Source organism: Nocardia sp. NPDC047038 (genome assembly GCF_040644075.1).
GTDB classification, from domain to species: domain Bacteria; phylum Actinomycetota; class Actinomycetes; order Mycobacteriales; family Mycobacteriaceae; genus Nocardia; species Nocardia sichangensis.
The window spans coordinates 136,630-158,363 of record NZ_JBEYVQ010000013.1; the positions used below are offsets into that span (position 1 = coordinate 136,630).

19 protein-coding genes are annotated in these 21,734 nt (G+C 68.2%); 8 read left to right on the top strand and 11 right to left on the bottom strand.

The genetic code is table 11. The annotated features are described in order from the left end of the window. Positions 1-54: 54 nt before the first annotated feature. From mtrA to raiA, 5 genes are all read left to right on the top strand, one after another. Positions 55-741 carry an MtrAB system response regulator MtrA gene (gene mtrA, locus ABZ824_RS31005; protein WP_174315456.1) on the top strand — a complete coding sequence of 229 codons (687 nt, stop codon included), beginning with the start codon at positions 55-57 and terminating at the stop codon, positions 739-741. After that, complete coding sequence (gene mtrB, locus ABZ824_RS31010) at positions 738-2,738, top strand: MtrAB system histidine kinase MtrB (protein WP_356967351.1); 2,001 nt, start codon at positions 738-740, stop codon at positions 2,736-2,738. The genes mtrA and mtrB overlap by 4 nt, the downstream gene beginning before the upstream one ends. Then, on the top strand, positions 2,735-4,558 hold the full coding sequence (lpqB, locus tag ABZ824_RS31015) for an MtrAB system accessory lipoprotein LpqB (protein ID WP_356967352.1): 1,824 nt from the start codon (positions 2,735-2,737) through the stop codon (positions 4,556-4,558). The genes mtrB and lpqB overlap by 4 nt, the downstream gene beginning before the upstream one ends. A 216-nt stretch (positions 4,559-4,774) precedes the next feature. Then, positions 4,775-5,419, top strand: a complete 645-nt coding sequence (locus ABZ824_RS31020) for a ComF family protein (protein WP_356967354.1) — start codon at positions 4,775-4,777, stop codon at positions 5,417-5,419. A gap of 228 nt (positions 5,420-5,647) precedes the next feature. Further along, entirely contained in the window at positions 5,648-6,328 is a 681-nt protein-coding gene (gene raiA / locus ABZ824_RS31025; RefSeq protein ID WP_355077374.1) for a ribosome-associated translation inhibitor RaiA, read from the top strand. On the opposite strand, the gene ABZ824_RS31030 is transcribed toward raiA, so the two are convergent. Genes ABZ824_RS31030 through ABZ824_RS31045 form a run of 4 tightly spaced genes read right to left on the bottom strand, consistent with a single transcriptional unit; the run spans position 6,304 to position 9,179 of the window. Next, the gene (locus tag ABZ824_RS31030) at positions 6,304-7,461 is read right to left on the bottom strand and encodes an MAB_1171c family putative transporter (protein WP_356967356.1); all 1,158 of its coding nucleotides are present in this window, start codon (positions 7,459-7,461) and stop codon (positions 6,304-6,306) included. The genes raiA and ABZ824_RS31030 overlap by 25 nt on opposite strands. Continuing rightward, entirely contained in the window at positions 7,458-7,982 is a 525-nt protein-coding gene (locus tag ABZ824_RS31035; RefSeq protein WP_355077130.1) for a hypothetical protein, read from the bottom strand. Before ABZ824_RS31035 ends, ABZ824_RS31030 begins: the two co-directional genes overlap by 4 nt. 47 nt (positions 7,983-8,029) lie before the next feature. After that, on the bottom strand, positions 8,030-8,467 hold the full coding sequence (locus ABZ824_RS31040; protein WP_355077128.1) for a hypothetical protein: 438 nt from the start codon (positions 8,465-8,467) through the stop codon (positions 8,030-8,032). 10 nt (positions 8,468-8,477) lie between these two features. Beyond that, positions 8,478-9,179 carry a helix-turn-helix transcriptional regulator gene (locus tag ABZ824_RS31045; RefSeq protein ID WP_355077127.1) on the bottom strand — a complete coding sequence of 234 codons (702 nt, stop codon included), beginning with the start codon at positions 9,177-9,179 and terminating at the stop codon, positions 8,478-8,480. Positions 9,180-9,484: 305 nt separating this feature from the next. Between ABZ824_RS31045 and ABZ824_RS31050 the strand changes: the two genes are divergently transcribed. Then, positions 9,485-10,777: an acetyl-CoA C-acyltransferase gene (locus tag ABZ824_RS31050; protein ID WP_356967359.1), complete on the top strand. Its 1,293-nt coding sequence runs from the start codon at positions 9,485-9,487 to the stop codon at positions 10,775-10,777. A gap of 33 nt (positions 10,778-10,810) precedes the next feature. Here ABZ824_RS31050 and ABZ824_RS31055 read toward each other — a convergent pair whose 3' ends face one another. The 7 genes from ABZ824_RS31055 to ABZ824_RS31085 form a co-directional block, all read right to left on the bottom strand. Continuing rightward, the gene (locus tag ABZ824_RS31055; protein ID WP_356967360.1) at positions 10,811-10,981 is read right to left on the bottom strand and encodes a hypothetical protein; all 171 of its coding nucleotides are present in this window, start codon (positions 10,979-10,981) and stop codon (positions 10,811-10,813) included. A gap of 136 nt (positions 10,982-11,117) precedes the next feature. Further along, the gene (gene bluB, locus ABZ824_RS31060) at positions 11,118-11,738 is read right to left on the bottom strand and encodes a 5,6-dimethylbenzimidazole synthase (protein ID WP_356967412.1); all 621 of its coding nucleotides are present in this window, start codon (positions 11,736-11,738) and stop codon (positions 11,118-11,120) included. A gap of 103 nt (positions 11,739-11,841) precedes the next feature. Next, positions 11,842-13,098, bottom strand: coding sequence for a fatty acid desaturase (locus ABZ824_RS31065; protein WP_356967362.1), 1,257 nt, complete (start codon positions 13,096-13,098; stop codon positions 11,842-11,844). 99 nt (positions 13,099-13,197) lie between these two features. After that, positions 13,198-14,634, bottom strand: coding sequence for a fatty acid desaturase (locus ABZ824_RS31070; RefSeq protein WP_356967364.1), 1,437 nt, complete (start codon positions 14,632-14,634; stop codon positions 13,198-13,200). 45 nt (positions 14,635-14,679) lie between these two features. Next, positions 14,680-15,834, bottom strand: coding sequence for a ferredoxin reductase (locus ABZ824_RS31075; RefSeq protein WP_356967366.1), 1,155 nt, complete (start codon positions 15,832-15,834; stop codon positions 14,680-14,682). Between the two features lie 125 nt (positions 15,835-15,959). Then, a complete protein-coding gene (locus ABZ824_RS31080; protein WP_355077370.1) occupies positions 15,960-16,475 on the bottom strand; it encodes a hypothetical protein in 516 nt (171 codons plus the stop codon). 40 nt (positions 16,476-16,515) lie between these two features. After that, on the bottom strand, positions 16,516-17,937 hold the full coding sequence (locus tag ABZ824_RS31085) for a wax ester/triacylglycerol synthase family O-acyltransferase (protein WP_356967368.1): 1,422 nt from the start codon (positions 17,935-17,937) through the stop codon (positions 16,516-16,518). A 392-nt stretch (positions 17,938-18,329) separates the two neighbouring features. On the opposite strand from ABZ824_RS31085, the gene secA reads away from it, so the two are divergent. Together secA and ABZ824_RS31095 are read left to right on the top strand one after the other, a co-directional pair. Continuing rightward, positions 18,330-21,194 (top strand): preprotein translocase subunit SecA, encoded by a 2,865-nt coding sequence (secA, locus tag ABZ824_RS31090; protein WP_356967370.1) that lies wholly within the window; start codon positions 18,330-18,332, stop codon positions 21,192-21,194. A gap of 91 nt (positions 21,195-21,285) precedes the next feature. After that, positions 21,286-21,720 carry an NUDIX domain-containing protein gene (locus ABZ824_RS31095; RefSeq protein WP_356967372.1) on the top strand — a complete coding sequence of 145 codons (435 nt, stop codon included), beginning with the start codon at positions 21,286-21,288 and terminating at the stop codon, positions 21,718-21,720. Positions 21,721-21,734: the final 14 nt, after the last annotated feature.

The following is a 21,734-nucleotide window of genomic DNA, read 5'->3' on the forward strand; positions in this document are numbered from 1 at the left end:
GGGTTCACACCAGTGTTGGCGTGGCGGCCCGATCCTGGCCTGGGAGATGACAACATAGTAGTTATGAAGCCGAAGATTCTGGTCGTCGACGACGATATGGCACTCGCTGAGATGCTCACGATCGTCTTGCGCGGGGAAGGGTTCGACCCGCACGTGGTCGGCGACGGCACACAGGCCCTGGCGGCGGTTCGCGAGATCCGCCCCGATTTGGTGCTGCTGGACCTGATGCTGCCCGGCATGAACGGCATCGACGTGTGCCGCGTGCTGCGGGCCGATTCCGGAGTTCCGATCGTGATGCTCACGGCGAAGACCGACACGGTCGACGTCGTGCTCGGTCTGGAGTCCGGTGCCGACGATTACATCGTCAAGCCCTTCAAGCCGAAGGAGCTGGTCGCCCGGGTGCGGGCCCGTCTGCGCCGCACCGAGGAGGAGCCCGCCGAGCTGCTGTCGATCGCCGATATCGTGATCGATGTGCCCGCGCACAAGGTCAGCCGTGGTGGCGCGCAGATCTCCCTGACGCCGCTGGAGTTCGACCTGCTCGTCGCCTTGGCCCGCAAGCCGCGCCAGGTGTTCACCCGTGAGGTCCTGCTCGAGCAGGTCTGGGGCTACCGGCACGCCGCGGACACCCGCCTGGTGAACGTCCATGTGCAGCGGTTGCGGGCGAAGGTGGAGAAGGATCCCGAGAACCCGGAGATCGTGCTGACCGTCCGCGGTGTCGGTTACAAGGCCGGACCGCCGTGATCCATGGCGTCTTCGCGCGTCTGGAACGATCGCTGGCTCCGGTGGTGGCCTGGTTCCAAGCGGTCGGCATTGCCCTAGGCCACCTGTGGCGTCGTTCGCTGCAGTTGCGCGTCATCGTGTCAACGCTGACGCTGTCGCTGATCGTCATCACGATCCTCGGTGTGGTGCTGACCAGCCAGATCACCGACCGGCTGCTGGACGCCAAGATCAACGCGGCGGTCGAGGAGATGGACCGTGCGCGTAACACGGTCGAGAGCCAGCTGGCCGGTGTGCACGACATCGGTGCTCAACCGCAGCGACTGGAAGAGGCTCGCAACGCACTGTCCAATCGCGGCGGTAGCGGCCAGTCCACCGGCGCCGCGGGCAGCTTCGTCTCGGCGCTGAGCGTCATCGGCGGGATGCCGCCGCAGCAGATCCCTCGCGGCCCGATCCAGGAGGTGCCCGACGAGCTGCGCCGGTTCGTGCAGCGCAACCAGGTCAGCTACCAGTTCGCCACCGTCGAGGACGCGGATGGCTACAGCGGTCGCGCGCTGATCATCGGCAGCCCGAGCGCCGAGGTTCCGACCCTGGAGATCTACCTGATCTTCCCGCTGGCCAACGAGGAACGCAGCCTGTCGCTGATGCGCGGCACCATGCTGGTCGGCGGCATCGTGTTGCTGGTCCTGCTTGCCGCGATCACCGCGCTGGTCACCAGGCAGGTGGTGCTTCCGATCCGCTCCGCGGCCAGGATCGCCGGCCGGTTCGCCGACGGCAGGCTCAAGGAACGCATGCTGGTACGCGGCGAGGACGACATGGCTCGGCTGGCTCAGGCGTTCAACGAGATGGCCGAGAGCCTGTCCAACCAGATCACCCAGCTGGAGGAATTCGGCAATCTGCAGCGCCGGTTCACCTCCGACGTCAGCCACGAGTTGCGCACACCGCTCACCACCGTGCGCATGGCCGCCGACCTGATCCACGGCAGCAGCGACGACCTCGACCCCGCCTTGGCCCGCAGCGCCGAGTTGCTGGTCAACGAGCTGGACCGGTTCGAGGGCCTGCTCAACGACCTGCTGGAGATCAGCAGGCACGACGCGGGCGTCGCCGAACTCCAGGTCGAATCGCTGGACGTGCGGATGTGCGCGCGGGCCGCGATCTCGACCGTGCGCCACCTCGCCAAGGACGCCGGGGTGGAGATCATCAGCGACATGCCGGAGGATCCGCTCGTCGCCGAGGTCGATCCGCGCCGGGTGGAGCGGGTGCTGCGCAATCTGCTCGCCAACGCGATCGACCACAGCGAGGGCAAGCCGGTGCTGATCCGGATGCGGGGCGACGTCGAGAGCAACGCGGTCGCCGTCGTCGTGCGGGACCAGGGCGTCGGCCTGCGCCCCGGCGAGGAGAAGCTCGTCTTCAACCGGTTCTGGCGTTCGGACCCGTCGCGCATGCGCCGCTCCGGCGGCACCGGCCTCGGTCTGTCGATCAGCGTGGAGGACGCGAACCTGCACGAAGGCAGACTCGAAGCCTGGGGTGAGGTCGGGATCGGCGCCAGCTTCCGCCTGACGCTGCCGCTGGTGCGCGGTAAGAAGCTCGGCCCGAGCCCGCTGCCGCTGGAGCCCGCGCGCAAGACGATGCACGTGGTGGAGCCGGAACCGTCCGCCGATCGCGACACGACCGATACGGCGCTGCCGGTCGCCGCCGAGCCGGGCGTCGCGCAGGTGACCGACGCCGCGCCACAGGGCGCGCACGCGGGCACATCCGATCCGGTCGGCGTGCGTGCGGACGGCGCGAGCGAGGCGGCCGAGACCGACAGCGATGAGCTGGACGGCACGGACGTCGAAGGCGGCGCGGCCGCGGAGCCGAGCGTGAGCGAGTCGCCCGGAGCGGCCGACGGTACGGCGACGCCCACCGACAGCGCCGTGGCCGAAGAGCCGCTCGCGTCCGGGTCGAACGGTTCGCCCGCCTCGGAGTCGGCGCAGACCGGGGGCGGCGCGGCGCGCGAACCGGGGGACGTACAGTCATGAGAATGCGTGTCGGATCTGCGCGGATGCGGCGGCTGACCGTACTGACAGCGGCGGTCCTCGCGGTCGTGATGCCGCTCACGGCCTGTGCCAGCCTCCCCGAGTCCTCCGCGCCGGAGGCGCTCGGCACCATCAATCGTGAGCCCACCTCCGAGGGCCCGCCGGCCCCGCTGGCCAACCGCGATCCGGATCTGCTGCTGCGCGATTTCCTTCAGGCCACCGCCGATCCGGCCAACCGGCATCTGGCCGCAAGGCAATACATGACCCCTGCGGCCTCCACCCAGTGGGACGACGCGGCGGGCACGGTCATCGTCGAGAAACCGGACACCCTGCGGGAGTCGCGTTCCGGGGACAAGGCCAACTATCTGATCCGCGCGCGCAAGGTCGGCGAGCTGTCCGCGGACGGCGGGTACCGGCCCAACGACGACATTCCGTTCGTCGAGAACAAGATCGAGCTGACCAAGATCAACGGCGAGTGGCGCATCGACGAGTTGCCCGACGGCGTGGTCATGGACTCCACCGCGTTCTTCAAGTCCTACCGCCGCTACGCGCTGTACTTCATCGATCCGGGCGGCAATATGGCCGTGCCGGACCTGCGCTGGCTCGCGGTGCCGAAAGCGCAGCTGACCCAGCGATTGATCAGCTCGCTGCTGGAGGGGCCGCAGCCCGCGCTGGCGTCGGTGCTGCACAGTGAGCTGGCGCCGCCGATCGCGGTGCGCGGGGCGATCACCAAGGCCAACGGTGATCCCGACGGCGTCGGCATCGGGCTCGGCGGTGTCCGGATCGATTTCGCGGGCGCGTCGGCGCTGAATCCGCGCGAGCGCGAACTGCTGGCCGCGCAGGTGGTGCTCACCTTGTCCAGCGCCGACATCCTCGGGCCGTACATGCTGTTGGCCGACGGCAAGCCGCTGGACGAGCGCTTCGCCGCGAACGGCTGGAGCGTGGCGGACGTGCAGCAGTTCAATCCGGCGACCGCCGCGCGCAACCAGGTCGGGCTGCACGCGCTGCGCGGCGGCGGGCTGGTGCAGATCGCCGACAACGGCGGTATCACTCCCGCTCCCGGCTACTTCGGCGGAGTGAACAACCTGCAGTCCGCGACGCTGTCCGCGGACGGTCAGCTCGTCGCCGCGGTGGCGGAAGCCGGACGACCGCCGGGCGCGCCGTCGCGGATCTTGATGGTCGGCACTTACGGCGGCAACGCTTTTCCGGTGGCCGATGGCTTCACCATCACCCGGCCCTCGTGGACGGCGGACGGCAGCGCGGCATGGGCGGTGGTCGACGGTGACCGGGTGATCCGCGCGGTCAACGACCGCGGCACCGGAAACGTCTCGATTCAGAACGTCGACATCTCGAGGTTGACGGCGGCATCCTCGGCCACGGCGCCGCGGCTACCGATCACCGAACTCCGGATCTCCCGGACCGGGGCGCGGGCGGCGATGATCGCCGACGGCCGGGTGTACGTCGCGGTCGTCGCGCCGCAACCGGACGGAAAGCTGGCGCTGACCTCGGCGGTGCCCGTCGGTGTCGGACTCAGCACGGCCGCGGTGTCGGTGGACTGGCTGGACGCGGACACGATCATCATCGCGCGCGAGGGGAATGTGGACCCCGTGAGCACGGTGTCGGTGGACGGCTCGGAGCCGACCCCGTTGACGTCGCAGAATCTCACCGCCCCGGTGCGGTCCGTGAGCGCGAGCCCCGACCACCAGTACGTCGCCGACTCACGCGCGGTGCTGGAGCTGACCTCCGCCCCGGACCAAGGCCAGCCCTACTGGCGTGAGGTGCCGGGTCTGGGCGCGAACGCCACGCCCGTCCTGCCCGGCTGAGCGGCGACCTGTCGCGAGTACGCGAGGTCGGCCGCACGTCGGCACTTCGGAAGGCTCGCTCACACTCGGAAGAATCCGGCGCGGGCGCGCATGGCGGTTCGAGCAGGGAGCGAGCGCAGCGTAAAAGACTTCGCCGCAAGGGCATAACGTTCTGCCAGGTGCATGCTGTCGACATGATCGAGCGATTCTGTCAGGGGGCGGGCGCACACTCGGTCGATGCGAACCCTGCTCGATCTGGTGTTGCCCGCCACCTGTGCGGGCTGCGGACGTTCCGGAGCCGATTGGTGCGCCGATTGCGCCGTCACGTTGGCCGGTCCGCCGGTGCGGGTGTGGCCGCGCAACGACCCGGGCATTCCGTGCTGGGCGCTGGGGCCGTACGCAGGGCCCGCGCGGCGGGCGGTGCTCGCCGCCAAGGAACGGGGACGGCGGGATCTGGCGCTGCCACTCGGAAAGGCGTTCGCGGGCGCGCTCGCCGAGCTGCGTTCGCCGGGTGTTCCGTTGGTACTGGTGCCCGCGCCGAGCCGACGCGTGGCGGCGCGGCGCCGGGGCGGCGATCCGGTGCTTCGCGCGGCGTCGGTAGCTACCCGATGGCTGCCCAACTGCCGAGTGGTGCCGGTGTTGCGAGTGGGGCAAGGGGTGCGCGATTCGGTGGGCTTGACACCCGCCGAGCGCGCTCGCAACCTGAAGGGGCGGGTGACCACGACGCCCGGCCCTGCCGCGGACTGGGGAGTACCGGCGAATGCCGAGGTAGTGCTGGTCGACGACGTGCTGACCACCGGTGCGACGGCCTTCGAGTCGGTGCGCGCGCTACAGCGCGCCGGGTTGCCGACACGTGGCGTTCTGGTTACTTGTGCTGCTTGACTCCGGGAAATTTGCGTGAACACTGGCGATCAGCCCGTCGGCGGACTAGCGTCGCGGACACACACCCGAACCGCAAGTTTGGAGGTGGCGCCTCGGACGTCTAGTGCCGAGCAATCGTCGTTCGGCACGGTTCAATCCCGCCGCACTGGAATCGGTCGGTGCGGCCAGATCCGGGAGGTACGCGTGACGACTTCTTCACGACCTTCAGTGAAAGATCCCGCTGCTTCGGTGCTGGAGCCCAGCACCCAGGAAGCACTCGAGCAACCCACTGCGGAACGACCACGAGCGCCGCGCGGCGACATCGTGGTGAAGGGCCGCAACGTCGAGGTGCCCGATCATTTTCGTATCTACGTCGCGGAAAAACTCTCCCGATTAGAACGCTTCGACCCGTCGATCTTCCTCTTCGACGTCGAGCTGTTCCACGAGCGCAACCGTCGTCAGCGCAAGAACTGTCAGCGCGTCGAAATCACCGCGCGCGGAAAGGGTCCCGTCGTGCGGGCCGAGGCCTGCGCGGACAGCTTCTACGCCGCATTCGAGTCGGTGACCGCGAAGATGGAGAGCAGGCTGCGCCGCACCAAGGACCGGCGCCGGGTGCACTACGGCGACAAGACGCCGCTGTCGGTCGCCCAGGCCACTGCCGATCTGGTGGACGACTCCCTGTTCGACCGGCTCGCCGAGTCCGGCGCCGCCCACGCGCACCAAGAGCGGGAACCGGAATACGAGGAGGGTCCCGGCCACATCGTGCGCACGAAGGAGCACGCGGCGACGCCCATGTCCGTCGATGACGCCCTGTACCAAATGGAGCTCGTCGGCCACGACTTCTTCCTGTTCCAGGACAAAGAGACCGACCGGCCTTCGGTGGTCTACCGTCGTCACGCCTTCGACTACGGCCTGATCCGCCTGGCCTGACCAAACGGAAACCACCCGTCCCCACTTCTCCGGGCATTCGGCTCACCGGCCGGATGCCCGGAGATTTTCGTCGATGCGCCGTCGGCGGGCCAGCGGCGGGCCAGCGCGAGCAGCAGCCGCAGATCCGAGTCGATGTCGCCGACGGGCAGCCGCACGGGCTGGTCGAACTGCCGCGGGGTCACGGCCGCGCCGTTCGTCTTCGCGGCGATGGCCTGCACGATCTGTTCCACGTAGTCCGGCCGGCCCGTCTCCCCGGGCAGGTAGTGCCGCAGGTGCATCAGGGCATCGCGGATCTCCACCGTCATCCGGATCAGCCGCGCTTCGGATCCGAGGGGGATGTCCGGCTCGAGCACGACCTCGGGCACGGCCGCGGTGAGATCGCGCCACAGCGGCCGCAGGCGACGGCAGTACCGTCCGGCGCGGTCCCAGCCCGCGCGGGCCCGCAGCCCGGCGAGCAGCGGCACGGCGAGCAGCGCCGCGCCGAGCGTCGAGGCGGCGAAAGTCGGTGCCGCCCAGCGCACCATGGCCGGGTCCGCGGCCGTACCAGGCGCCGCCAGCCGCACGGCGGAGACGACCAGGCCCGCGGAACCGACGACCAGCGTCGCCAGCAGGGTCGCGTAGACGATCCGCTCGGCGGCGGTGGATTCGGCCGAGCGCAATTCGCGCAGTGCCGCGCGCCAGGCCAGCCGACCGGCGGCGAGCAGCGGAAGCCACAGGATCGACCAGACCACTACCGTCGGCCAGTCCGATGCTTGCCCCAGCAGCCTGCCCTCCTGTCGCGCCGGAGTGCCGACGGCAAGGATGATCGCGCCACCCACCACTCCGGTGAGGTCGTAGACCCGCTGCCGAGCCGATGCGGAGACCGGGTCGGCGCCCGACCACAGCCGGGCCGCACCGTACAGACCGGCCACCTCCATCAGCAGTGTGACCATCGAAAGCTGGTGCAGCAGACTGCCGATCTCCGGAGCGACGCCGCGCTCGAGCAGGACCAGCGTGGCCGTACCCCACAGCAAGGCTCGATTGAGCAGCCGGTCGACGGCGGCGTGGTGCAGCACGATCAACCGTCCGAGGACGACCACCGCGACGAAGACGATCAGCGGTATCGCGATCGGCGCGGGGATCGGCGAGTTCACCGCCGCCGGTCGCGGAAGAACGTGCGGTGCAGCAGCGAATCGCGACGCGGTGGACGCATGGCGTGCAGCATCACCATGTCGGCGAAGGTCTCCGCGTCGCGCTCGCGCAGGGTGCCGTAGTCGGTGCGGCCGAGCACGTGGGCGATCGACTCGGGCGAGATCGAGGGCAGCAGGTCGGCGACCGCCGCCACCGTCGGCGTGCCCGCGGGCGGCTCACCGGGCCGGTGCTGCTCCGGGCCGTGCCCGAGCAACATGTGCCCGAGTTCGTGCACGATGATGTGCTCGGCATGCCATTCGGTGGTGTCCGCGCCGTAGACGATGACGTCGCTGTCCTGCTTCGCGATCCACAGGCCGCTGCCCGTGCCGCAACCGGTGCCCGCCAGCAGCGCGGTATCGATCGGCAACAGGCTGATGCTGCGACCACGGTGCGCCGCGACGGCATCGAGGTAGGTCTGCAGATTCCATGGGTGGGGTATCGGGAGGTCCCGGGTCAAGCTCCGGAACCGGGCCTGGATGGCCATGTGATCGGTCTCCTACAAAAGCTCAGTGGCCCATGTAGGGAAGCATGTTACCGACTCGGCGGCATCGATCCTTCTGTGCTCTGAATGATCCTGGCGAGCATGGCCCGATCGATGTTCGAACCGCGCAGCGCGACGCTGGCGACGTTCGCGTCTCGCATGGTGGCGAGGAGTTCGAGTTCCCGGTCGATCGCGTCCGCCGCGGGTCCGCGGGTGAGCAGATAGTCGGCCGCCACGCCGAAACTGCGCGCCACCGCCGCGAGGATCTCGACATCCGCTGTGGCGCCCGCGTTCCGGTCGTCGAACTCGCCGTCGCGCAGGCGCTCCAGGTAACCGGGCGGCACCGTGCGACCGAGGAATTCGCCGATCTGCTCGGCGACGGATTCGGTGCTGCGTTCCGGTGCGTTGCGCGGATGCACGACGGAGAACAGCCGATTGATCTTGTGGCTGAGGGTCAGCTCCGGGCGATTCGATCCGTGGTCGGTCATGGCTGCCTCGTCACTCGCCGTTTCGAACCGCTGTCGTGGCCAGGTTGGCCGCCAGCCAGCGTGCGCGGAATCGGGCTTCGGTCGCTGCATCGATATCCTCCGATCGACCGGCCAGCCAGCGGCGGTACCGGCGTTCCTGTAGCTCGTCGGGGTCGCTGGACTCCGCGGGGACCGCGAGCAAGTGCGCGAAGGCCATTTCCACCAGCGGATGCAATTGCTTGCCCGGTCCACCGTTGCGTTCGAGCATGGCGGTCGCGTATCGCGCCGACAGCTTGGAGACCACCCGGTTGAGTTCCGCGATCGCGGCGACCACCTGCGGGTCGGTGGTGCGGCCGTGCTCGACGGCGTCGTTGAGACTGCCCGATGCCGCGAGAAGGCCGGTCAGGTCGGAGATTTCGAAGCGGATCGCGTCCGGCCCCGCCACCACCGAGTCGCCCGCGCCGCGCGCGGAGTTCGCGGGTTCGTCGGCGGCGGGTACGCCGCCCGCGTAGGTGCGTGCGGCACTGCCCGGCAGCCATCGCAGCGGCGCGTCGAGCTTGTTCAGCGTCTGCATGCTGATGGTCGCTTCGCCGTCCTCGATCTTCCTGATGGTCGGCGCCGAAGGTCCCCCGAGGTCGCCGATCTGTAGCTGGGTGAGGCCGAGCTCGTCCCGGCGTTCTTTGATGATTCGCCCGAATCTCTTCTGCCGCGACAGCTCCGAAGGGCTATGCATAGTGCGTTCATGGTAAGCCGATGGGAGGCTCAAGGCAAACAAATAGAAACTATTTGGAAAGTTAGTCGAAAGTTTGTTACGGTTCTTTGCGTCGGATGACGGAGTGCATGCGACGGTTCCGGGACGGGCAGGGGCGTTCGCCGGGACGGGCGTCTCGGTCCGTCGCGCAACGGCGCGCGGCGGACCGGTTCAGCGGCGGTGGAGGGGATCGTCGCTGCGTCGGGGTTCACCGTCGGCGAAGGGGGTCGACGGTGAACTTACTTTGCAGTAAGTTTGGTGGTCCCAGGCTTTCGAAAGGAAATCGCATGGCCACCAGAGCTGCTCGCCGTGCTGTGATCGTGTCCGGTGCGCGCACGCCGTTCCTGCGTGCGTTCACCGGATACACCCGGATGGACTCCATCGCGCTGGCCGATGCCGCGGTCCGTGGACTGCTGGAGCGCACCGGGCTGCCCGGCGCGGAAGTGGAGGCGATCGTGTGGGGCGGGGTCATCCTGCCCAGCGCGGCGCCGAACATCGCCCGCGAAGTCGCGTTGGACCTTGCACTGGACCCGGGCTGTGAGGGCTACACCGTGACCAGGGCCTGCGCCTCCGGTCTGCAGGCGGTCACGTCGGCGGCGGCCGCGATCGAGCGGGGCGAATACGACGTCATGATCGCGGGCGGCAGCGATTCCACCTCCAACGCCGAGGTCAAGCTGCCGCAAAAGGTCGTGCACGCGGCGGCGCCGCTGGCGCTGGGCAAGCCGAAGCCGAAGGACTACTTGTCCGCGGCCGCGCGCTTGGCGCCGTTCACCGACCTGCTACCGAGCAGGCCCAAGATCGCTGAGCGCACCACCGGCGAGGTGATGGGCGAGTCGGCCGAGAAGATGGCTCGTATCCACGGCGTGAGCCGCGCGGACCAGGACGAGTTCGCCGCCCGATCGCATCACCGCGCGGCGGCCGCCATCGACTCCGGCCGGTTCGATGACGAGGTGCTGCGGATCCGCACGCCCGAAGACGCGGAGATCCGGCGCGACGGTCTGGTGCGCGGCGACACCAGCGTCGCGAAACTGGCCGCGCTGAAACCGGTTTTCGCCGCCGACGGCAGCGTGACCGCTGGCAACGCCAGCCCGCTCACCGACGGTGCCGCCGCGGTGCTGCTGATGAGCGAAGAGAAAGCGCACGCCCTCGGATATCGGCCGCTGGCGGCGTTCCGGTCGTGGAGCTACGTGAGCGTCGACCCGGCCGATCAGGTGCTCATCGGGCCGGCCATCTCGATGCCACGCGCGCTGGAGAAAGCCGGAATGTCCTTGGCCGACGTCGATCTCGTGGATATCCACGAGGCCTTCGCCGCCCAGACCTTGGCGGTGCTTACCGCACTGGCCAGCGACGAATGGGCCAAGACCAGGCTGGATCGCGATACCGCCGTCGGCGAGGTGGACGTCGACAAGCTGAACGTGCACGGCGGCTCGATCTCGCTCGGTCACCCGTTCGGCGCGACCGGGGCGCGCATGGTGACCACCATGGCCAACGAACTGACTCGCACGGGCAAGAACGCGGCCCTGCTCGGTATCTGCGCCGCGGGCGGCATCGGCGCATCGGCGGTGCTCGAACGCGTCTGAGGCGATGTATAAGTGGCCCTGCCGGAGCCTCTCTCAGGCCTTGCCTGTGAAGCCCCGGCGCTTGCGCCCCTCGTCCGCGAGGATGCGCAGACAGGTCTGGTGCTTGGTCTCGCCGGGGACGCCTTCTCGACGCAGGCGCAACGTCGCCTGTGCCAGATCGATGCCCAGCTCGCTGGACAGCCGAACAGCATCGACATTGGCCATTGCACAAACCTCCTGGAACCGACGAAAACCACGATGAAGCGCACTGCGTAAGTGACAGTTTCGCCCTTGTCGTACCCAGTGGGGATCCGATTGAAGCATGAACGATCCGCACATTTGGGTAACGATGCGCGGAAGGTCAGCCCCGATAGGTCTCGCGGTGCACCGCGTCCGTGAGGGGTCTGCCCGCGCGCCAGCCGAAGCGCTCCAGATCGGGAATGCGCTGGAACTCGCGCACCGGCCCGACGCACAGCCAGGCGACCGTGCGGACGCCCTCCGGGAGGCCGATCAGATCGGACAGGAAACCGGGATCGTAGAACGACACCCACCCCACGCCGATGCCTTCGGCGGTGGCGGCCAGCCAAAGGTTCTGGATGGCGAGAACCGCGGAGTAGATGCCGGTTTCGGGCACCGTGGCCCGGCCGAGCACCTGCGGCCCGCCGCGATCGTGGTCATAGCAGACCACGATCCCGGTACCGCTCTCCGAAATGCCCTCGATCTTGATCGGCTCGAAGGTGGCGGCGCGCTCGGGTGGCAGCGCATCGCGGAACTCGATGCGCTTCTGTGCCACGTGATCGGCGAACTCGCGCAGCGTCGCCGGCTCGCGGACCACCACGAAATCCCAGGGCTGCGAATTCCCGACGCTCGGCGCCCGGTGCGCGGCATCCAGCAGCCGCCACAGTGTCGCATCGTCGACGAGTTCGCCGGTGAACTCCGCGCGTACGTCACGACGGCGCCGGATGGCCTCGTAGACGCTCAGAACTTCAGCATGCACCGTCCGAGTCAATCAAACCCGGCGAACTCGCCGCACACGGCGTGGTCTCCTGCGTCGCCGACCGACCGCGGCGTGGCGGGAGTGGAAGTCAGCCTGCCGCGGACACGCGTCGCCGGGCCAGCCGCCGCCGTCCCTCGGCGAGCGCGGTGCGCAGACCGCGGCGGCGGCCCGTCACCGGATCGATGGAGGCGGCGGTGTGGCCCCCGAACTTGCGTTCCGAGGCGGTCTCGGGCGCATCGTCGGCGGTGGCCCGCAGGTACTTGTTCGGCAACGCCAGTTTGAGGATGGTGCGCCACGCCTTGAAGTACTGCACCGGCAGCGAGCCGGTGGTGTAGGGCAGGTCGTACTTGTCGGCCAGCTCGCGCACCCGCACGGCGATGTCGGCGTACCGGTTGCTCGGCAGATCGGGGAACAGGTGGTGTTCGATCTGGTGGCTCAGATTGCCGGTCATGAAGTGCATGACCGGGCCGCCGGAGATGTTGGCGCTGCCGAGCATCTGGCGCAGGTACCACTGGCCGTGCGTTTCGCCGTCGATGTCGGCCTTGGTGAACTTTTCCGCCCCGTCGGGGAAGTGCCCGCAGAAGATCACCGCGTTGGACCAGATGTTGCGGATCGCGTTCGCGGCCAGGTTGGCCGTCAGCGTGGAGAAGAACGCGGGCCCGGTGAGGGCGGGGAAGACCACGTAGTCCTTGAGGACCTGCTTGCCCATCTTGGTGAGCGCCTCGTCGCGCTTGCGCTCGAACTCGGCCCGTTCGGGGGAACCGGGCTTGTACCGGCCCGCCACCAGTTTGCCCAGCTCCAGGTGCTGGATGGCGACGCCGTACTCGAAGAACAGCTGCAACAGCAGGTTGTAGACCGGGTTGCCCAGGTTGAACGGCTTCCAGCGCTGGTCGCGGGTCACCCGCAGCAGGCCGTAGCCGATGTCGTCGTCCATGCCGAGCACGTTGGTGTACTTGTGATGCAGGTAGTTGTGGGTGTGCTTCCAGTGCTTGGCCGCGCCGGTGTTGTCCCACTCCCACGAGCTGGAGTGGATCTCCGGATCGTTCATCCAGTCCCACTGCCCGTGCATGACGTTGTGCCCGATCTCCATGTTCTCGATGATCTTGGCGGTGGCGAGCAGTGCGACGCCTGCCAGCCACGCGGGGCGCTTCGGGCTCGCGAAGAGCACCGCACGGCCGCTGATCTCGAGAGCGCGCTGCAACCGGATGACGTTGCGGATGTACTTCGCGTCGCGTGCGCCGCGCGAGGCTTCGATTTCCCGCCGGATCGCGTCGAATTCCGCGCCGAGTGCTTCCACGTCGGCCTCGGTGAGGTGCGCATATTCCTTGACATCCGAGATCGCCATGCGGGTTACTTTACCGTAAGTTACGAAACCGTAGGTTGCGAGGTGCGCCGCACGGATGTGTCAAATACCTTATTGCGATCCCGGCTGTCGAATGGTAAGTTAGCGCACCCTGCCCGGAAAGCGAAAACGCCTGTCCCGCTTCGCTTTTTCGCGCAGCGCCGCTTGTTCATGACGGGCCCGTTCCTGGAACGCGAGCTTGGCCTCGCGCAGCACCTGCCGCTCGTGTTCGGCCTTCTCCTGTAGGGCCGCCTTGGCCTCGCGGAGCATCTCCTTCTCCTGCCGCGCCTTCTCGCGCAGCGCGATCTTCGCCTCGTGCAGCGCCGAACGCAGGCCGCGCCGCTCGCCGGTCTCCGGATCGACGCGCAGCCAGTGCGTGGATTCCGCGCCGAGCGACGGCAGCGTGATACCGGCGAACTTGCGCTCGGAGGAGGTCTCCGGCGCGTTGTCGGCGGTGGCCTTGAGGAACCGGTCCGGCAGGGCCAGCTTGTGGATCGTGCGGAAGGCCAGCAGATACTGCTTGCCCAGCGACCCGGTGGTGTAGGGCAGGTCGTACTTGTCGCACAGCTCGCGGACCCGTACCGCGATCTCCTGATACCGGTTGCTCGGCAGGTCGGGGAACAGATGGTGCTCGATCTGGTAGCAGAGGTTGCCGCTCATGAACGCCATGGCGGGCCCCGCTTCGAAGTTCGCGCTGCCGAGCATCTGGCGCAGATACCACTCGCCGCTGGTCTCGTTCTCCAGCTGTTCGACGGTGAACTTCTCCGCGCCGTCGGGGAAGTGCCCGCAGAAGATCACCGCGTACGCCCACAGATTGCGCACCAGATTCGCCATCGCGTTGGCCTTCAGCGTGTGCTTGAACGCCGGACCCGTCAGCGCGGGATGGATGAGGTAGTCCTTGGCCACCTGACGGCAGATCTTGCGGGCGAACTCCACGTTCGGACCGGAGGCGACCTCCCAGCGCGGGGTGTCCGACAGCTCCTTGTCGATGCTCCAGTCGTGCAGCGCGATGCCCCACTCGAAGGTCGCGGCGAGCAGCAAGTTCGCCAGCGGCTGCACCAGATGGATCGGCCGCCACTGCTCGTCCCGGGTCATCCGGAGGATGCCGAAACCGAGGTCCTCGTCCTTGCCCAGCACATTCGTGTAGGTGTGGTGGGAGTAGTTGTGCGCCCGGCGCCACTGCGCGGAGGGGCCGGTCATGTCCCACTCCCACGAACTGGAGTGGATCTCCGGGTCGTTCATCCAGTCCCATTGCCCGTGGCTGACGTTGTGCCCGAGCTCCATGTTCTCGATGATCTTGGCCACCGACAGCATCGCGGTGCCTGCCAGCCAGGCCCAGCGGTTGCGGCTGCCGAACAGCACCACCCGGGCGGCTACCTCGAGACCGCGTTGCGCCGCGATCGTGCGCCGGATGTACTTCGCGTCGCGCTCGCCGCGCGACAGCTCCACCGAACGCCGGATGGAATCGAGTTCCTGCCCCAGTGTCTCGATATCGGCCGCCGTGAGATGCGCGAACGTCTTGATGTCGGTGATGGCCACCGGGGTCCTTTCCCTACTCGATACACCTCGAGGGTACCTGCCGGACTAGACGTCCAGGGTGCAGTCGCCCGCCGCCGCCGAGATGCAGGTCTGCACCTTGTCGCCTTCGCGGCGCTCCTCACCGTTGCGCAGGTCGCGCGCGTGTCCGGAACTCAAGGTGACCACGCAGGTCTGGCAGATGCCCATCCGGCAGCCGAACGGCATCTGAACACCGGCGGACTCACCGGCCTCGAGCAGGCTGGTCGCGCCGTCGGCATCGACGCTGCGACCGGTCTTGCCGAAGGTGACCGTGCCGCCCGCACCGACCGCGGAGCGTTCGATCTCGAAGCGCTCCACGTGCAGCCGGTCCGACAGCCCCGCGTCGCGCCAGTGGTTCTCGATCTCGTCGAGCATTCCGGCCGGGCCGCACGCCCAGGTCTGGCGTTCGCGCCAGTCGGGGATCTCGGTGTCGAGATCGGCGAGGGCGAACTTGCCCCGCTCGGCGGTGAGATGCAGGCGGGTGTCGAAGCCGGGATTGCGGTCGCGCAGCGCGCCCAGCTCCGCGCCGAACATCACGTCGTCGGAAGTGCGCGCGGAGTGCAGGTGCACCACGTCGGTGAACACCTCGCGGCGGTCCATCGCGCGCAGCATGGCGATCACCGGCGTGACGCCGCTGCCCGCGGTGAGGAACAGCACCTTCTCCGGCGGCGGGGACGGCAGTACGAAACCGCCCTGCGGGGCGGCGAGCCGGACGACGGTGCCGACCGGCACGCCGCTGACCAGGTGGCTGGACAGGAAGCCTTCCGGCATCGCCTTAACGGCGATGGAGATCAGTCGCTTGCCGCCGTGGCCGGGGTCGGACCAATTCGGCGGACAGGTCAGTGAATACGAGCGCCAATGCCAGCGGCCGTCCACCAGGATGCCGATGCCGATGTACTGGCCGGGCTGGTATTTGAAGTCGAAGCCCCATCCCGGCTGGATCACCAGCGTCGCGGAATCGGCGGTCTCCTTGCGTACCTCGACGATGCGTCCCCGCAGCTCGCGAGCCGACCACAGCGGGTTGGCCAGGTGCAGGTAGTCGTCGGGCAGCAGCGGTGTGGTCACGCGCGCAAAGGCTCCGCGCAGCACGTTCAGCTTGCCGCCGCGCTCGGCGACGCTCGCGGCGGGCGCCTCCAGCCACGCACGGACGCTTCGCACGGAGCTCCCAATTTTCGAACCCATCGCTGCCGTTGGTCTCCCTGTCGTCGGATGCGCGGGCCGCCGTCTCGCCGATCGGAGGCCTCGCCAGCAAGGTTACGGCATCGTAGGTTACGGCGGCAGGTCAGTGGGGCGCCCGCCGCGGCGATTCAGAGGAGCTCGAGCAGAAACGGCAGCTCTTGGGCCGCGTACCAGGCCAATTGATGGTCCTCGGCGTCGCCGAGAACGAACTCGGCGTCGGTGTCGCCGAGATCGGCCGCGTCCACCACGTCGACGGCCTTGGCAACCTGTGGTTCGGCGTCGGCCAGGTCGACGTGCACCGAGGCGATCTGCTGGTACCCGATCGGGCCCGCCAGCCGGACCACCGCGTCGTCGAGGTCGGGCCGCAGCTTCGCGCCGGTCACGTCGGCGGCGATCACCGCACGGCGGTAAACCGGGTTACCGCCCGCCGCCGGCGCGGCCTCGTCGTCGGAGTCCTCCGATCCGATCGCCTCGCGTTCGGCGGCCAGCAGTCGCAGCGAGGCGCGCGCGGCCTCGTTCATGGCGACTTCGCCGAGTTCCTCGTCGTCGCCGGAGGCGTAGGCCTCGCGCAGCGCGGGCGTCACCGCGAACGCGGTCCCGCCGACGGGGGCCAGCTCACGGTTGCCGACCAGATCGCGCAGCATCGGCACCGTGGCCGGGATGTAGACCCGCAGCTTCTTCTGATCAGACGCAGGCACCGAGCATCTCCTCCATGGAATCGCGCACCGCCGTGGCGAGCACGCCGATGTCGGCCATCGCGTCGCGGTCGGCGTTGAGACCGTAGAAGACACGCCCGTCGTAGGACGTGATCCCGATACTCGACGCCTGATTGCGCAGCAGTGGCGACACCGGGTACATCTCCAGCATCCGCGCGCCGCCGATGTACATCGGCGCTTGCGGACCCGGCGCGTTGGTGATCACCAGATTGAACGTGTGTTCTGCGAACGTACTCGCCGCTCGCACACTCATCGCATGCAGGCTGGCCGGAGCGAAACCGGCCAGGTGCACGAGCGTACGCGCGCGGACGCCGCGCCGCTGACGACCGTTGAGTTCGGAGGCGTGCGCGATGTGCGACAACCGCATCACCGGGTTCGGTTCGCCCACCGGCAGATCGATCAGGAACGACGACACCTCGCTCGCCGAGTGCGTCTGGTCGCCCTCGTTTCCCTCGACGTACACCGACATCGGCACCACAGCTCGCAGCGTGGTGGACTCGGTGAGCGCTTCCCCGCGCGACAGCAGCCAGTTGCGCAGAGCGCCGGTGACCACGGCGAGGATGGCGTCGTTGGTCGAGCAGCCGAACCGCTTGCGGATCGTCCGGTAATCCGCCAGGTCGGTGCGCACCACGTCGAAGCGCCGGTTTCGCGAGGTACGCGTGTTCAGGGGGCTGGCGGGCGCACCGGTCGCCGCGGTGCGCACGGCGGCGACCACCGACTCGACCGCCTTGCCGGCCGTCCCGACCACCGCGAACGCGCCCGCGCTCGCCTCCCGGGCGACCTCGAGGGCTTTGCGCGGCTGTGTGGCGAGGTGTGCGAGCGCGCCGACCAGCAGTTCCATCTCACCGGGTTCGCGCGGCGCGATCCAGTCGTCGCCGGCCAGTTCGCGGGGAGCGGGCCCCGCGTCGAGGATCACATGGCCGATCTCGAGCGCGGTGTCCCCGTCCACCAGGGCGGAATGCGTCTTGGTGAAGATGGCGCAGCGGCCGTCGGACAGCCGTTCGATCAGGTACATCTCCCACAGCGGCCGGGCCGGGTCCAAGGGGTGGGAGACGAGGCGGGCGACCAGGTCGTGCAGCTGTTCGTCGGTGCCGGGACCGGGCAGCGCCGAACGCCTGATGTGGTAGGTGATGTCGAAACGGCTGTCCTCGACCCAGACCGGCCGCCCCAGCGACAGCGGGATCTCCCGCACTTTGCGCCGGTATCTCGGTACCAGCGAGAGCCTGCTCTCGACGAGATCGACCAACCGGTCGTAGTCCAGGATCGGCGCGCCCGAGCTGTCGCCGGGATCGGTGTTCCGCACGATCGCGAGAGAGCCGATATGGATCGGATTGCTGCTCGACTCGAGCCGGTAGAAGGCCGTGTCTTGCGGCGTCAGTCTCGTGATCACGCTGCCCGGTACTCCTTTTCCCGATGCCGCCCCCGCTTCATTGTGCTGCCGCATCAACCGTTGGCCCGGCCGTTGTGGCATTTCTGATGAATTCCGTACACGTTTTTCCGCGCCGGGGGCCCATGACACGCTGGTCGACTCGAGTTCTGCGAACCGATTCGATCACAGGGCGGACCGGAATGCGCGGCCGAACCATCCGGGTGGCCCGCCGGGCACCTTTTCCAGCGGGGCGCGACCACTTCGCGGCAGGTCCACGCAGCGCCGCAGGCGCTGCATATCCAACAGACCATTACCATGGGGCATGCAGCGGATTCCGCGCAACCGCGTGGGCCGCACCGGCCCGGGGGCCGACGACACGATTTGACACACCGACCAGAGGACTGACGAGACCCGTGCCTGCGCTGACACTGACGAGGTTGCTACGGATTGGTGAGGGTCGCATTGTCAAGCGGCTCTCGCATTTCGCCGACCAGGTCCTCGCCCTCGAACCGGAGTACGAGGACCTCAGCGACCTGGAGCTACGGGCCAAAACCGACGAGTTCCGCGAGCGGTACGCCGAGATGGTCGAGGACGGCGAGACCGATCCGCTCGGCCAGCTGATGGCCGAGGCGTTCGCCGTCGCGCGGGAGGCGTCCTGGCGGGTGCTCAGCCAGAAGCACTACAAGGTGCAGATCATGGGCGGCGCCGCGCTGCACACCGGCAACATCGCCGAGATGAAGACAGGTGAGGGCAAGACCCTCACCTGTGTGCTGCCCGCCTACCTGAACGCGCTCAGCGGCGACGGCGTGCACGTCGTCACGGTGAACGACTACCTGGCCAAGCGCGACGCGGAGTGGATGGGCCGCGTGCACCGCTTCCTCGGCCTCGAGGTCGGCGTGATCCTGTCCGGCATGAGCCCCGCGCAGCGGCGGGCGGCCTACAACGCCGACATCACCTACGGCACGAACAACGAGTTCGGCTTCGACTACCTGCGCGACAACATGACGCACTCGCTCGACGACCTGGTGCAGCGCGGGCACAACTTCGCCATCGTCGACGAGGTCGACTCCATCCTCATCGACGAGGCGCGCACCCCGCTGATCATCTCCGGGCCCGCCGACGCCTCGTCGAAGTGGTACGCCGAGTTCGCGCGGATCGCGCCGCTGCTGAAGAAGGACCTGCACTACGAGGTCGACATCAAGAAGCGCACGATCGGCGTGCACGAGGCCGGCGTCGAGTTCGTCGAGGACCAGCTCGGCATCGACAACCTCTACGAGGCCGCCAACTCGCCGCTGGTGAGCTACCTGAACAACGCCGTCAAGGCCAAGGAGCTCTACACCCGCGACAAGGACTACATCGTCCGCGACGGCGAGGTGATCATCGTCGACGAGTTCACCGGCCGCATCCTGGTCGGCCGCCGCTACAACGAGGGCATGCACCAGGCGATCGAGGCCAAGGAAGGGGTGGAGATCCAGCCGGAGAACCAGACCCTGGCCACCATCACCCTGCAGAACTATTTCCGCCTCTACGACAAGTTGTCCGGCATGACCGGTACCGCCGAGACCGAGGCCGCCGAGCTGCACCAGATCTACAGCCTCGGCGTGGTGCCCATCCCGACCAACAAGCCGATGATCCGCGCCGACCAGTCCGACCTGATCTACAAGACGGAAGAGGCGAAGTTCTCCGCCGTGGTCGACGACGTCACCGAGCGGCACGAGAACGGCCAGCCGGTGCTGATCGGCACCACCAGCGTCGAGCGCTCGGAGTACCTGTCCAAGCAGTTCACCAAGCGCGGCATTCCGCACAACGTGCTGAACGCGAAGTTCCACGAGAAGGAAGCGGAGATTATCGCCGAGGCGGGCCGGCCGGGCGCGGTGACCGTCGCGACGAACATGGCCGGCCGCGGTACCGACATCGTGCTCGGCGGCAACCCGGACATCATCGCCGACATCCTGCTGCGCAAGCAGGGGCTGGACCCGGTCGAGACGCCGGAGGAGTACGAGCGCGCCTGGCTGCCCGCCCTGGACCAGGTCAAGGCCCAGACCGCCGAGGACGCCGAGTTGGTGCGCGAGGCGGGCGGCCTCTATGTGCTGGGCACCGAGCGGCACGAGTCGCGCCGCATCGACAACCAGCTGCGCGGCCGCTCCGGCCGACAGGGCGACCCGGGCGAGTCCCGCTTCTACCTGTCGCTGGGCGACGAGCTGATGCGCCGATTCAACGGCGCCGCGCTGGAAGCGATCATGACGCGGCTGAACCTGCCCGACGACGTGCCGATCGAGGCGAAGATGGTCTCCAAGGCCATCAAGAGCGCGCAGACGCAGGTCGAGCAGCAGAACTTCGAGATCCGCAAGAACGTGCTCAAGTACGACGAGGTGATGAACCAGCAGCGCACCGTCATCTACGGCGAGCGCGATCGGATCCTGCGCGGCGAGGACATGGAGGGCCAGGTCCAGAGCATGATCACCGATGTGATCACCGCCTACGTGGACGGCGCCACCGCCGAGGGCTATGTCGAGGACTGGGATCTGGAGAAGCTGTGGACGGCGCTGAAGACGCTGTACCCGGTGAGCCTGGACTACCGGGACCTGACCGGCGAGACCGAGGTCGGCGAGGCGGGCGAGCTGACGCGCGAGGAGTTGCTCGAGGCGCTGCTGGACGACGCGCACGACGCCTACGAGCGGCGCGAAGCCGAGATCGACGGCCTGGCGGGCGAGGGCAGCATGCGCAATCTGGAACGACAGGTGCTGCTGTCGGTGCTCGACCGCAAGTGGCGTGAGCATCTCTACGAGATGGACTACCTCAAGGAGGGCATCGGCCTGCGGGCCATGGCGCAGCGCGACCCGTTGGTGGAGTACCAGCGCGAGGGCTTCGACATGTTCACCGCGATGCTCGACGGCCTCAAGGAGGAGTCGGTCGGCTTCCTGTTCAACCTGCAGGTCGAGGTGCAGCAGCCGCAGCCGGAAGGCGTCGCCGTCGACCAGGGTCTTCGTTCGCCGGTCGGAGCGATGACCGCCCCGCGCCCGCTGCCCACCGAGGAGGCTCAGGTCGCCAACGGCCACGCCGCACCGGCGGCCCTGCGCGCCAGGGGTATCGATGACACCGCCCCGCGCGGTTTCAGCTACTCCGGCCCCGACGAGGGCGGCCGCGCCGCCGTGCACAGCGACGCCGAGGAGTACGGCGTGGACGGTGGGCCGCAGCCCACCCGTCGCGAGCGCCGCGAGGCCGCCCGCGCGGAGGCGAAGGGCCGCCGCGGCCCGAAGTCGCGCCGCCGTCACTGATCCGCTGAATCACGAAGGCGCTCAGGGTTTTCCTGGGCGCCTTCGTTGTTTTCCGTATGCCGAAGCGTCTTCGCAAGGGGGATTTACCGTCGTGTCTGCGCGTGTCCGGCGAGAGAAAGTTGTGTGCTACATCGTTCGGGACGAGAAGTTGCTGGTGTTCCGCCACACCGAGTTCTCTTGGGAGGAAGTCGGGATTCAGGTTCCCGCGGGCAGCATCCAGGCGGGCGAGTCTCCGGCAGACGCTGCCCTCCGGGAAGCGTGTGAGGAGACGGGGCTGACCGAGTTCACGGTGGTCCGCGAACTCGGCAGAGACGAATTCGACGTCCGCCCAAATCGTTTCGAGACGCACCGGCGTCACTTCTTCCAGCTCGCATTACACCGAACCACACCCGAACGGTGGGCGAGTCAGGAGGACCACGACGGCCTGGCCCCGCCGACGAAGTTGGAGTGCTTCTGGATTCCGCTGACCGCCGCGCATGTGCTGCAAAGTGGGCAGAGCGCGATGATCGGTCGGCTTTTCGACTGAGTCTCGGACGGCCG